Below are 13077 nucleotides of genomic sequence, written 5' to 3'. Positions count from 1 at the left end.
AATTAATGTGAGTTTCTTGGTATACCTTTTTTAGTCGCCACATCTAAATATAGGGATCTAGATTTAATGCAAGCACCATCTTCAAGTTGTCCTACTGTGTTTCTAAAAATTTCTTGCCATGGAGTCTGATTGTCAATTTTAAGAAGTTTCTTTTTCTTTCTTCTTTTTTTAAATTCTGCTTGAGAAATTAATAAATCTACTCTTCTCTTATTTAAATCTATAGTCATTTTATCTCCAGTTTTAACTATAGCTAAATCGCCACCTACAGCAGATTCTGGTGAAACATGAAGAATTGATGGACTTTCAGAAGTCCCACTTTGTCTACCATCACCTAGTGTTGGTAACGCATTTATTCCTTGTTTTAAAAGTCTATCAGGTGGCTGCATATTTACTACTTCAGCTGCACCAGGATAGCCAACAGGTCCACAGCCTCTAATTATTAAAATTGATTTTTCATCTATATTTAATTTTTTACTATTAATTCTCTTATGATAATCTTCAGGTCCTTCAAATACTACTGCCTTTCCTGTAAACACATTAGGTTTTTTTGGATCTGATAAAAATCTTTCTCTAAATTCTTCACTAATTACCGATGTTTTCATTACAGCAGTCGAGAAGAAATTACTTTTCATAACTAAAAAACCCGCTTTTTCAGTAAGAGCTTCTTCAAAAGTTTTAATTACACTTCTATCTGCTTCAATTTTTCTTTTTAAATTTTGACCTACATTTTTTCCCGATACAGTCATTATGTTGGTGTGAATTTTTTTATGTTTCATTAATTCTTTCATTATCGCAGGTATTCCTCCCGCTCTATAAAAGCTTTCCATTAAGTATTCACCAGCTGGCTGACAGTTAGCAAGTAGTGGGATTGCATGACCTAACTTTTGCCAGTTAGATAAATCAAATTTTATTCCCATATGTTTAGCTATTGCTATTAAATGAGTTGTACAATTACTTGATGCTCCTATTGCACTTGCAACTACCACTGCATTTTCAAATGCTTTACGTGTCATAATTTTTGATGGTTTTAAATCTTCATGAACCATTCCAACAATTCTTTTTCCAGTTTCAAAAGAAATTTGCTCTCTTTCTCTATAAGGCGCTGGTATTACTGCACACCCTGTTAATGACATTCCTAATGCCTCAGCAACAGAATTCATTGAGGAAGCTGTTCCCATTGTATTACAGTGACCTATGCTTGGGGCAGAAGCTGAAACCATGTCCATAAATTCGTCATAATTAATTTTACCTTTAGATAGCAATCTTCTTGCTTCCCAAATTACAGTTCCTGATCCTGCTAATTTACCTTTGTAAACTCCATCCAACATCGGTCCTCCAGATAAAACTATTGCAGGGATGTTAACTGTTGCAGCTGCCATCAAAGCTGCTGGTGTTGTCTTGTCACAACCTGTTGTTAAAATAACTCCATCAATAGGATAGCCATAAAGTACCTCTACAAGCGAAAGATAAGATAAATTTCTATCTAGCATTGCTGTTGGTCTTTTTCCAGTTTCTTGAATTGGATGTGTTGGAAACTCCATTGGAATACCACCTGCTCTTCTAATTCCATCTTTTATTCTTTTGCTTAAGGATTGAAAATGTCTGTTACATGGTGTCAGGTCACTTCCTGATTGAGCTATACCAATTATTGGATTACCAGACTGAAGTTCTTTTCTTGTTAACCCATAATTTAGATATCTCTCTAAATAAATTGCAGTTTGTTCTGGGTCTTTTGGGTTATCAAACCACTGCTGACTTCTTAAATTCTTTTTTTTCATAGAAACAATGTAATAAAATTATTATGGCTTGTTTAAAGCATTATTTATATAATAAATTTGTGAATAATCTAATAGTTTTAAATCAGAATGATAATGTAGGAGTAAGTCAGTTTATTATACCTGAAAAAACTAAAATAAAAGGTCATGATATAAGCACAATAGACCCAATACCTTTTGGTCATAAGGTTTGTCTTAAATCAATAAATAAAGGTGATCCTATTATAAAATATGATCAAATAATCGGTTTTGCATTAAATGACATTAAACCAGGTGAGCATGTTCATTCACATAATTTAGAATTCAGAGAGTTTAAAAGAGATTTTAAAATTTCGAACAAAAAAAATATTATTAGTGAAAAAGCTGACACCTTTTTTAACGGTATTCTAAGAGATAATGGTGATGTGGCCACAAGAAATTATATAGGAATTGTTAGTACAGTTAATTGTTCTGCAACAGTAACAAAGATGATTGTAGAAAAAATTAAATATTCTAATATCTTAAAAGAATATCCAAATATTGATGGCATAGTTCCTATAACACATTCTACTGGGTGTGGAATGAATACAGTTAGTGAAGGAATGCAAATTTTTCAAAGAACAATTGATGGATTTAAAAATCATCCAAACTTTTCTCATGTTTTTGTAATAGGTTTGGGATGTGAGTGTGCGCAAGTAAGCTTATTTGATGAATCTTTAAAAAAACATAATCGAATACATTTTTTAACTATTCAAGATGAGGGAGGAACTAAAAAAATTGTTGAAAAGGTATTTTCACAAATAAAAAATTTACTTAACGAAGCTAACGATATTGAAAGAACATCACAACCTGTAAGTCATTTAACATTAGCTTTACAGTGTGGTGGGTCTGATGGTTATTCTGGAATTACAGCAAATCCTGCTTTAGGTGTTGCGGCAGATCTAATAGTTAAAAAAGGTGGAAGCTCAATATTATCAGAAACACCAGAAATATATGGTGCAGAACATTTATTAATTAATAGAGCAAACTCTAAAGAGACAGCTGATAAATTAATAAAAAGAATTGAATGGTGGAGGCATTATACTTCAATTAATAATAGTTCAATGGATAACAATCCTGCTCCAGGAAATAAAAAAGGAGGCTTAACTACTATATTAGAAAAATCTTTAGGTGCAGTTGCTAAAGGAGGAAATTCTATACTTCAAGATGTATTAAATTATGCAGAACCTCTAAAGAATAAAGGATTTAATTTTATGGACTCACCAGGTTATGATCCTGTATCTGTTACAGGCCAAGTTGCATCAGGTGCAAATGTGATTTGCTTTACAACTGGTCGAGGCTCTTGTTTTGGATGCAAGCCAGTTCCAAGTTTAAAACTTTCAACTAACACTACAATGTATGAAAAAATGACTGAAGATATGGATATCAATTGTGGAACTATTGCTGAAGGAAAAGAAAAAGTGGAAGAAGTAGGACAAAAAATATTTGAATTAGTTGTAAATACAGCCTCAGGTAATAAATCAAAAAGTGAAATTAATGGCTATGGTGACGAAGAATTTAACCCATGGCAAGTTGGTGTTGTAATGTAAATATTTTTAAAATATTTACTCAACTATCACATGACTGAAACTAATAAACCACCCCTAGTAAAGATAATTCTATTGTCCGCAACAGGTTTTTTTATGTTTGTGTGCATGGACTCTTTAGCTAAATTTTTAGGAGGAGTGATGCCAATTACACAAGCTGTATGGGGTAGATTTTTTTTTCATTTTATAGCTTTAGGAATTTATTTTTTAATTTTTAGGCCAAAAATTAACTTAAAAAAAAATTTTAAAATTCAAATTTTAAGGTCTGTATTAATGATTACAGCAACTTTTTTTATGTTCAATTCATTACAAAGATTTGATTTAGTTGATATTTATGTAGTGTTTTTTTCTGCACCATTAATCGTTGCAATGTTATCAGCCATTTTTTTGAAAGATATTTTAAGCCTAAAAGGTTTGTTGTTAATGGTAATGAGTTTTGGATCAATTATATATTCTCTTGGTCCAAGCATGAAGGTTTTAAGCCCAGAATTAATTTTTCCACTAGTACCTCCATTATGTTGGGCTCTTTATCAATTTTTTACAAAGTTAATTTCAGGAAACAATGATCCATTTGCATCAATTTTTTATACAGCTATTACAGGAGCTATCGTTTTTTCAATTTACGTCTCTTTAAACTGGGCTCCTATTGAAAAAAATAGTTATTGGCTACTTTTAGTTTTATTAGGTGTATCAGGTTTCATTAGTCACTTTATGCTAATTTACGCGATTCAATTATCTAATTTATCTTTTGTAACTAATTTTCAATATTCACAATTAGTATGGTCTACAATAATAAACTTTATGATATTTGGTGTGCCAATTGATGTTAATAAAATTTATGGAGTAATTGGAATTATCGTCTTTGGAATATTATTTATCAAAACTGAAGGTTCCAAAAAAAAAGTTAAAATAAAAAATTAATTTATTTTTTTAAACAGTTATTGACTAAAATTGCCATTAATATCCATATTATAAAAGCTTCACCGTTGGTAAATGAATAGTCTGCTCCAGCAAAGCCAGCTATAATATTTATAGAATAAATGATTATTGTAGAAATAACTAAACTAACTAAAAGTTTTATAAGTCCGTTTACATAATTCATCTTTAAACTTTATACATATTATTCTATTATGTAAACTTCAATTAATTATTATTATGAACAATATTGGATTTATTGGTGTGGGTTATATGGGTTACGGTATAGCTAAGAATATTGTAAAACATGGCCACAATCTTTTTGTGGTGGCAAACAAAAATAGAAAGCCTATCGAGAAAATTGTTAGTGAGGGTGCTAAAGAAATAAAATCTATTGAGGAATTTTCAAATAAGAATTTAGATTGTTTGTTTATGTGTGTTACCAACACACCAATCGCTAAATCTATATCTGAAAAGCTTTCAAAAATACTAAATGCAAAAACTATTATAATAGACATCACTACTCACAACAAAACTGGCTCAATTGAAACAGAAAAAATATTTAAGTCTAATAATATTAATTATATTGAATGCCCAGTAATGGGTGGTCCAGTTCAAGCAGAAGAAGGTGTCTTGGGAGGTATTGTGGGTGCATCAGAAAGTAATTTTAAATTAGCTGAACCATATTTAAAGATCTTTTGTAAAGATTATTTTTACTTTGGCCCAGTTGGTATGGGTGCAAAATCTAAGCTTTTAAACAATTTTTTATCGTTAGGAAATGCAGCTTTAGTCAACCATTTGGCAAAAACAGCTATAAAATTAGACTTGGATTTAAAAAAAGTTTTTGATGTTGCTAAACTAGGATCGGGCAATTCAACGGCGCTAGTGAGAGTTTTTGATAATTTACTTAAGGGTGATTTTACAGGTTTTAAATTTACAGCAACCAATTCTGTTAAGGATTTAACTTATATACAAGATCTATTGAAAGATTTTCCTGAGGCTGAAAAAGTAGCAAAGGTAAATAAAAATTATTTCCAAAAAGCTGTTGATGATGGTTATGGAGAAAATTTTATAAGTGAATTGATAAATAAAAATTAATCAAAGACTAAAATTAAATTATCGAGATTTTACTAAAGCAGCAGGTTGTATTCAAGAAGTATATTTTCATTAATTGTAAATAAATCAATTGATATTTTTTTATTAATAATTACCTTTATTAATAAGGAGGTCATTATGCTAAATCTTACACCACCTGATACATAACTGAACAATAAATCCATAAACAAGAAAAATAAAATCCAATCGGATTTAAATGCCAAAGAGGCTATATAAGGGAGCTCTTTAGGTAATCATCTTAAAGAGCGAACCCTTAAAATTTAATTTACAGATTTTAAGATTTCTAGTGGAAGTGGTGCTTCTGGGTATTTTTTTTTACATAGCTCTTCGTAATTTTTACAAAAATCTATAACAGTTTCGAAGACTTCATTTTCTTTTTTATCTAAATCTAATTTTGATATCAAATCACTTCTGTCTTTTTCTAACTCTTTAATTTGCTCATTTGAAAAAAATTCACCTGTTTCAATTTCCCAAAAGGTATTGTTCATTTCCTCATCAGTTAAATCATTTAATTTCTTTTGTAAAACTTTTATAGTTTCGTCATTTGTTTGCTTATCTCTCATTGGTGAATTTTTTAATTTTCCAAGACATTTGTCCCTAAGACCATCTATAAAGTGATTGTAAGGTTTTCCCTCAGAAAGATCTCTAAAGTGGTTACTGGTAAAATATTTTTTTATTGCTAACTTTGTTGAAACTTTTTCTTTACCTTTAATTATAGATACCTGAACATAAACTTCTTGGCTAATATATTCCTCTAAATGTTCTTGTACTTTTGGTGGAATCATATTCAAATTATATCTAAGTAAAACTGTTAATGTTCTTTTCTATATTTGCTATGACAAGCTTTACAATTACCCCACATTAATTTTCCAACAGTTCCCTTAATGTCGTCTGTAGTTTCAATTAAAGAGGTTAGTTTAATCATATCAACAGATGATTTTTTCATTAGTGTATTGAAATTTTCTTTATCCTGCCAAATAGTTGGTAAAGCACCGGTTTTAAAACCCTCTTTAGAATTTTCAGGAAATAATCCCAACAATACCTCATAATTTTTACTCATTTCAATCATCAATTCTTTAGCTTCATCAAATTCTCCATTAGCAGATAAGGATTGAACTCTTTTTGCAGTCTTATAATTCTTACTAAATAAAGCCTTTCTTGCTTTGATAGTATCTTCAGCAGATTGTTCAGAATTTGCATTAGAAGCTAATAATACTAAAATAATTATAAACAAACAGGTACCAATATTGTTTGCGATATGTTTAATTGGGGAATGCATGTTAAAAATACTCTAACAGAGTATGGTTTAATTTCAAAATTTTTACATTGGGCAAGTGCTGCATTGCTTTTTATTCAAATTCCTATTGGATTTTATTTGGTAGATTTAGATTTTGGACCAGAGAGATTGAGCATTGAAAATATTCACGTGATAATTGGTTTATCTATATTTTACTTGGTAATTTTAAGGTTAATTTATAAAATCTTTAACCCAACACCAAAATTAGAACCAAGTATTTTTAAAGGTCAAAAATTTCTAGCAAAGCTAAATCATGTACTTCTGTATGTGACAATTCTATCAATCACAATATCAGGAATTTTTAAGAAATTATTCAATGGAGAAGCACTCACAATCATTTTTAAAAAAATTAAAATTCAAGATAATTTTGAATTAGGAGAATTATTTTATGATATTCATATTTTTTCAAACTATTTACTGATAGCTCTTATCATTATTCATTTAATGGCTGTGATTATCCATAAATTATTTTTTAATGACAATTTATTAAAAAAAATTCTTTAGCTAATGAATATTTTTTGCATTCTTTATAATGTGATGCAAGTTCAACCCTCGGTCACATAGTTTTATCAATCCTGTAATATTTGTTATTCCTAAATCTTTTGCTTTGTTTAAAAGAAACAAAAACAATCTAGCTGTTAACCAGCAATCACCTAGGGCAGAATGTCTAACTTGATCATCAGCTTTTATATTAAAGTGTTCACATAAACTTGTTAGTTCATAATTCTTTAAATCTGGGAAAAGTCCTGCAGTAAGATGAATTGTATCAATTGGCTGAATAACCTTCATTCGATTGGCAAGATTAGTATTTTTAGCATTGTTTTTTAAAAATTTAATATCAAAATCAATATTATGACCAACTAAAACACTCTTTTTAATAAACTTTAGTATTTTATCTTCTATTTCAATTAATGTTGGTTTGTCTTTAACATCTTCATCCTTAATGTTGTGTATCATAGTTGATTGTTCTGGAATTTTTATTTGAGGATTCACTAATTCATCTAAAATCACATCTTCTCTGATCTTAAATTCACTAATTTTAATAGAAGCAACAGATATAACTTTATCTCCCTTAGACACTCTCAATCCTGTTGTTTCGGTATCTAAAATTGCAAAATTAGATTGCTCAAGTGTTACTCGATTAAACAACTTTTGTTTTTCAAAATAATATTTAATCTTATTAAAAATACTCTTCACCAATATCTACTCTTACCCTTTGTTTTAATTTTCTAATTTGTTTAAGATAAATTTTTAAAACTTTTTTTTCTCTTTCAAGTAAAGTTTTTGGATCAATAAAATTTTTAATTGTTAAACCTTGTTTTGTTCTTTCAACTTGATTTTTAAGTAAAATATTTGACATAAAACGATGAGCATTTTTGAAAAAATCTACTTCATCAACAGTTAAAACCTTTAATTTATTGAGTTCATTTAATCGCTCAAATGTTGAAATTTTTGTAACCTTATGTTTGATTGAATATAATCTAATACTTTCTACCAACGGAAGTGTTCCTGTGTGCTTTAGGTTTAATAATCCTAAATTTTCCTTATCATTTTTTTCTAAAATAAATTGACCAAAAAAACCAATTGCAGCGTCACTTTGTTCTTCACTAAAATACAAAAACTTTAATAATTTTTTTTCATGCAGTTTTTTGTTTAAATAAATCTTTAAATTTTCAGCTAGTTTTTTTTTACCATAAATAGATCTAAAATCGTAAAGCATATCAATATTTCTCATATCTTGAGGGGTGTGATTATCTAAAAATTGAGTAATTTGATTTTTCCATTCTGGTACACTTTTTCTCCACAATGGATTACTTGCCATTAAGTCTCCTTTACAAAAAGGAATACCGCAGTCATCCAAAGTTTTTGTAAAATCCTTAGCAAGCTCATTAAAATATAAATCTAATTTTTTTGGGTCTTCATTGTTACTTTCATAGATTATTCCATTATCCTGGTCAGGATGCAGAAAACTTTCCATTCTCCCCCCTGAGCCCATAACAATGACCGAATATTCTGGAATTTTTTCTATTATATTTTTTTCCCCAACTCTTTTTTCTGCCAATCGAATTGCCCTACGGTAGATGACATTATTTAAAAAACTTAATAAATATGAAATATCACCTGGATAAGCATTTCTAACTAACATGTTATTAGCTAAAACGACTTGTTGTTGTTTAATTTTAATTAAACCTGAAACGTCTTGCTCATCGTAAGTCATGTTGTCAATTTGATTGACCACATCTCCTAATTCAGCTTGCAAAGCTGTATTCATATCAATCATTCCCTGTATTTTTAAACTCATATCTAAAACAGGAAGATGATTTAAATTTAATTTTCTCATTTTGCCTACCGCATGAAATAACAAATCGTCCTCATAAACAAATTTAACTGGATGTGTCATAACTTGATCAACTTTTGTTTTCTCATCAGCGCTAAAAGCGACCCTTTTAAGAATATCTTTTTCAGTTATTATTCCGATCATTTTTTCATTTTCTTGAATTATGACAGTTGATTTTTTTTCTTCTCTGAGTTTCTCAATAGTTATTTTAACCAGTTCATTTTTTTCAACCAGGATAAAGTCATCAGTCATATAATTCATGACTTTATTAGTAAACAAATCTACACTGTTAGATCTTTTAGACATTTCTAAATATAATTATACATTGCAACTTATCGTTAAATATAATTTTTTTTTTAAAGTTTGAATTAATTTCATTCACTCCCTTTTTGATTTGATTTAGATCAAATTCTAATAATATTGAAATATATCTATCGTTAATCATTTGAAGGTATTTTGACTTTAAAATTTTAACTTTATAAATAAATCTTTTTGTCTTACTAATTTTGTTGTTTTTCTTTAGTAGTGCAATTATCTTTTTGTCCCTATTCAAAGATTTTTTAAGTTTACTGTTCATTAATTTGAATGTAGGGATTTCATTTTTATATGGATCTAAAGTTAACACCATAATAACACCATTTGGTTTTAGATATTTTTTACAAAGTTTAATTAGTTTTTTGATTTCTCTAATTTTCAACAAGTGAATTGTTTGTTTTATTAAGATTAAATCAAAAAACTTTTTATTTTTGTCTAAAAAATTTAAACCGTTTGATTTTTTAAATTTAATTCTTTTATCTTTGTCTTTGTGGTCTACGATATCGATACCTGTAGGTTTAGATGTTAACTTTAATTCATTATATAAGTTTCCAGAAATTTTGCCCCTTCCACACCCAATATCTAAAATTTCAGATTTAGAATTAAGATTGCTGTTTTTAATTAAGAATTTACTGAAAGATTTAATATAATCTTTTGAGGACAACCAAGTTTTATTATCCCAATTTTTTAACGATACCATTTTGTTTTTTTTATAGAAATCTAATCCTCTACTTCTGATAATAGTGATGCATTTCCACCCATTGAAGCAGTATTGTTAGAAATACTTTGTTCATGGCATAACCGTTTTAAATACTCAGGTCCTCCAGCTTTTGGACCTGTGCCTGATTTTTCATATCCTCCAAAAGGTTGAACTCCTACTACTGCACCAATCATGTTTCTATTTATATAAATATTGCCAATTTCAGCTTTTTCTACCACCCTATCAATGGTTTTGTCTATTCTACTGTGTATACCAAGTGTTAATCCAAATCCAAGATCATTAATATCTTCGATTAATTGATCTAAATTTGAAGCTTTATACTTTAGCATGTGGACTACTGGACCAAATACTTCATTTTTTAAATCTGATAGTTTTTCAATTTCAATTAATGTTGGTGGAATAAAATTACCTTGATTTAAATTTATCTCTGTTTGGAAAACTTTATCAAATTTTTTTATATGATTATTAATATTATCAAATGCCTCAGTATCAATTACTGGCCCAATATCTGTTGACAATTCTTCTGGATTACCAACTTTTTGTGTTTTCATTGCTCCAATTAAAGTATGCTTGGTATGTTCATAGATATTTTCTTCAACACATAATATTCTACAAGCTGAACATCTTTGCCCTGCACTATCAAAACCTGAATTAACTACATCTTTTACAACATGCTCTGTTAAAGCTGAAGTATCTACAATCATGCAATTAAGACCTCCTGTTTCTGCAATGAAAGTTGGAATATTTTCTTTTTGCTGAAGATTAGATTGAATAATTTTTGCTGTTTCTAAGGAACCAGTGAAGATGACATTCTTAAGTTTTTTATCATTAATAACTTTTTTTCCAATTAATGCTCCATCACCTAATAACAATGCAATTGCGTTACTGGGCAAACCAGCTTTTAATAAAAGTTTTATGATATAATATGCTGCAAATGATGATTGTTCAGCGGGTTTGGTAATTACTACATTGCCAGTAATAAGTGCAGCAACAGTTTGACCTATAAAAATTGCTACTGGAAAATTCCAAGGGCTTACCACAAACGAAAGGCCTTTTCCTACCATTCTGTATTGATTAAGTTCTCCAGTTGGTCCTTTTAATGTTTGAGTTTGAAATAAATTTAAAGCTTCTTTTGAATAGTATCTGCAAAAATCAATTGCTTCTCTAATTTCTGCAATTGAGTTTTTAATACTTTTACCAGACTCTTTTGCACATATTTCAATAATGTCATTTGTATTATCTTCAATTAAATTTGCAAATTTTAAAAAAATCTCAGCTTTTTTTTCAATTGGAAATTTTTTCCATTTTAAAGAGTATTCTTTTAAGCTTTCAATTGCTATTTCAGATATCTTCTCATCAGCAAAATACTTTTTGCCTAAAACTGAAGAGCTATGAGGAGATTTTATATCTATCTCTTTATCTGATTTAATATCCTTACCATTAATTAATGAGTAAGCTTTAATATCTTTAAATTTTCCATTAAATTGAAAACTTTCAACCACATCTTCCTCACTTAAATCTAAGCCTTTCGAATTTTTTCGATCTCCATAAATATCTATTGGTTTTTTAATTTTGTCCTCATCAAGTTTTTCAATTTTAGCAAGTGGGGATTGAATTAACTTTGAGACATCAAAATCTTTTGTTTTTAGTTGATGAATAAATGAAGTGTTAGCACCATTTTCTAGCAATCTTCTTACTAAATAAGGTAGTAAATCTTTGTAGCCACCAACTGGCGCATATACTCTACATTTAAAATTTTCATCTTTTTCAAAATATGAATAAATTTCATCACCCATTCCATGTAATTTTTGAAATTCAAAATCCCGATCTTTAAAAAGAGTTTTAATATATGAAATACTATGAGCGTTGTGGGTCGCAAATTGTGAAAAAACATTATCATTTTCATAGAGCTTATGAGCACAAGCAAGATATGATATGTCGGTTGCAAATTTTTTAGTAAACACTGGGTAATCAATAAAACCTTGTTCTTGAGCAACTTTTATTTCTGTATCCCAGTAAGCTCCCTTAACCAATCTGATATTAATCTTTTTATTAACTTCATTTAAATATTTTTTAAGCCAATCTAATACAAAAAAAGCTCTCTTTTGGTAAGCTTGAACCGCAAATCCAAAACCTTGATATTTTTCATCAATCAATTTACTTTCAATTATTTCCTTAAATATGAATAACGATAAATTTAATCTATCAGCTTCTTCTGCATCAAAACAAATATCAACATTATTTTCTCTTCCAAGTTCAGTAAGTTTATAAGCCTTTGGAAAAAGTTCTTTTTTTAATAGATCTAATTTGTTTCGCTCATATCTTGGATGTAGAGATGATAGTTTAATCGAAATACTTTTTTTATGAGGGTTCTTTCCTTTGCCAGTTTTAATTATTGCTTCTTCATATTGACTATAATATCGATCAGAATCCTCATAAGTAACTGCTGCTTCACCCAACATATCAAATGAAAAAGTATATTTGTCATGTTTTTTTTCATTACTAAAATTAATTGCTTTTTTGATATCTCTTTCAAAAACAAATTGTTTAGCAAGAATATTAATTGCTTGCTTGATTGCATTTCTTAAAATTGGGCCTGAAAGATTTTTAACAACTTTACCTAATATATTTTTATTTTCTTCAACTTTTTCTTCAACAATTTTACCTGTTAATAAAAAAGCTATTGAGGAGATATTTACAAATAAATCTTTATCATTTTTGATATATTTTTTCCAATTTCCTATTGGAATTTTGTCTTCTATTAAATCATTAATTGTTGTTACATCTGGTATTCTTAAAAGAGCTTCTGCTAAACACATCAGCACAATACCTTCGTTGCTTGTAAGTGAGAACTCATGAATTAATTTACTAAATGGGCTTCCAGCTTTGTAGTTTTGAGCATTTTTAACAATATTAATTGACAAATAATCTATTTGTTTTTGATTAAGTTCTGAAAAATTAGACACTAGATAGTAAAAATGATCTTTGACTAATTTTTTTTGATTTAAATATTTATTATCGAATATATTTTTCAT

12 protein-coding genes are annotated in these 13077 nt (G+C 28.6%); 4 read left to right on the top strand and 8 right to left on the bottom strand.

From position 1 onward, the window contains the following. Positions 1-2: 2 nt before the first annotated feature. Complete coding sequence (locus ACIJYE_RS02045; protein WP_435090860.1) at positions 3-1778, bottom strand: IlvD/Edd family dehydratase; 1776 nt, start codon at positions 1776-1778, stop codon at positions 3-5. 59 nt (positions 1779-1837) lie between these two features. Here ACIJYE_RS02045 and ACIJYE_RS02040 point away from each other — a divergent pair, with 59 nt between their 5' ends. After that, entirely contained in the window at positions 1838-3343 is a 1506-nt protein-coding gene (locus ACIJYE_RS02040) for a UxaA family hydrolase (RefSeq protein WP_435090858.1), read from the top strand. 30 nt (positions 3344-3373) lie between these two features. Continuing rightward, positions 3374-4261: a DMT family transporter gene (locus ACIJYE_RS02035; RefSeq protein WP_435090857.1), complete on the top strand. Its 888-nt coding sequence runs from the start codon at positions 3374-3376 to the stop codon at positions 4259-4261. Position 4262: 1 nt separating this feature from the next. On the opposite strand, the gene ACIJYE_RS02030 is transcribed toward ACIJYE_RS02035, so the two are convergent. Beyond that, entirely contained in the window at positions 4263-4442 is a 180-nt protein-coding gene (locus ACIJYE_RS02030; protein WP_435090855.1) for a hypothetical protein, read from the bottom strand. A gap of 53 nt (positions 4443-4495) precedes the next feature. Here ACIJYE_RS02030 and ACIJYE_RS02025 point away from each other — a divergent pair, with 53 nt between their 5' ends. Further along, positions 4496-5353 carry an NAD(P)-dependent oxidoreductase gene (locus tag ACIJYE_RS02025; RefSeq protein ID WP_435090854.1) on the top strand — a complete coding sequence of 286 codons (858 nt, stop codon included), beginning with the start codon at positions 4496-4498 and terminating at the stop codon, positions 5351-5353. A 278-nt stretch (positions 5354-5631) separates the two neighbouring features. Here the strand turns inward: ACIJYE_RS02025 and ACIJYE_RS02020 are convergent, their stop codons facing one another. Beyond that, entirely contained in the window at positions 5632-6156 is a 525-nt protein-coding gene (locus tag ACIJYE_RS02020) for a hypothetical protein (RefSeq protein ID WP_435090853.1), read from the bottom strand. A 26-nt stretch (positions 6157-6182) separates the two neighbouring features. After that, positions 6183-6650 (bottom strand): c-type cytochrome, encoded by a 468-nt coding sequence (locus ACIJYE_RS02015; protein WP_435090852.1) that lies wholly within the window; start codon positions 6648-6650, stop codon positions 6183-6185. Between ACIJYE_RS02015 and ACIJYE_RS02010 the strand changes: the two genes are divergently transcribed. Further along, entirely contained in the window at positions 6630-7172 is a 543-nt protein-coding gene (locus ACIJYE_RS02010; protein ID WP_435090851.1) for a cytochrome b, read from the top strand. The genes ACIJYE_RS02015 and ACIJYE_RS02010 overlap by 21 nt on opposite strands. On the opposite strand, the gene ACIJYE_RS02005 is transcribed toward ACIJYE_RS02010, so the two are convergent. Genes ACIJYE_RS02005 through putA form a run of 4 tightly spaced genes read right to left on the bottom strand, consistent with a single transcriptional unit; the run spans position 7173 to position 13077 of the window. Continuing rightward, positions 7173-7865: a 3'-5' exonuclease gene (locus ACIJYE_RS02005; protein WP_435090850.1), complete on the bottom strand. Its 693-nt coding sequence runs from the start codon at positions 7863-7865 to the stop codon at positions 7173-7175. After that, entirely contained in the window at positions 7849-9312 is a 1464-nt protein-coding gene (locus ACIJYE_RS02000; protein ID WP_435090849.1) for a DUF294 nucleotidyltransferase-like domain-containing protein, read from the bottom strand. Before ACIJYE_RS02000 ends, ACIJYE_RS02005 begins: the two co-directional genes overlap by 17 nt. Continuing rightward, a complete protein-coding gene (locus tag ACIJYE_RS01995) occupies positions 9305-10021 on the bottom strand; it encodes a class I SAM-dependent methyltransferase (protein ID WP_435090848.1) in 717 nt (238 codons plus the stop codon). Before ACIJYE_RS01995 ends, ACIJYE_RS02000 begins: the two co-directional genes overlap by 8 nt. 20 nt (positions 10022-10041) lie before the next feature. Then, entirely contained in the window at positions 10042-13077 is a 3036-nt protein-coding gene (putA, locus tag ACIJYE_RS01990; RefSeq protein ID WP_435090847.1) for a bifunctional proline dehydrogenase/L-glutamate gamma-semialdehyde dehydrogenase PutA, read from the bottom strand.

It is taken from the genome of Candidatus Pelagibacter bacterium nBUS_30, from assembly GCF_051201245.1.
Taxonomy (GTDB): Bacteria; Pseudomonadota; Alphaproteobacteria; order Pelagibacterales; family Pelagibacteraceae; genus Pelagibacter.
This window is presented reverse-complemented; position numbering and strand designations above follow the sequence as displayed.

Coding starts and splice junctions, on each gene's coding strand:
- ACIJYE_RS02045 (WP_435090860.1), bottom strand. CDS start 1,778: ATGAAAAAAAAGAATTTAAGAAGTCAGCAGTGGTTTGATAACCCAAAA.
- ACIJYE_RS02035 (WP_435090857.1), top strand. CDS start 3,374: ATGACTGAAACTAATAAACCACCCCTAGTAAAGATAATTCTATTGTCC.
- ACIJYE_RS02030 (WP_435090855.1), bottom strand. CDS start 4,442: ATGAATTATGTAAACGGACTTATAAAACTTTTAGTTAGTTTAGTTATT.
- ACIJYE_RS02025 (WP_435090854.1), top strand. CDS start 4,496: ATGAACAATATTGGATTTATTGGTGTGGGTTATATGGGTTACGGTATA.
- ACIJYE_RS02020 (WP_435090853.1), bottom strand. CDS start 6,156: ATGATTCCACCAAAAGTACAAGAACATTTAGAGGAATATATTAGCCAA.
- ACIJYE_RS02010 (WP_435090851.1), top strand. CDS start 6,630: ATGTTTAATTGGGGAATGCATGTTAAAAATACTCTAACAGAGTATGGT.
- ACIJYE_RS02015 (WP_435090852.1), bottom strand. CDS start 6,650: ATGCATTCCCCAATTAAACATATCGCAAACAATATTGGTACCTGTTTG.
- ACIJYE_RS02000 (WP_435090849.1), bottom strand. CDS start 9,312: ATGTCTAAAAGATCTAACAGTGTAGATTTGTTTACTAATAAAGTCATG.
- ACIJYE_RS01995 (WP_435090848.1), bottom strand. CDS start 10,021: ATGGTATCGTTAAAAAATTGGGATAATAAAACTTGGTTGTCCTCAAAA.
- putA (WP_435090847.1), bottom strand. CDS start 13,077: ATGAAAAATATATTCGATAATAAATATTTAAATCAAAAAAAATTAGTC.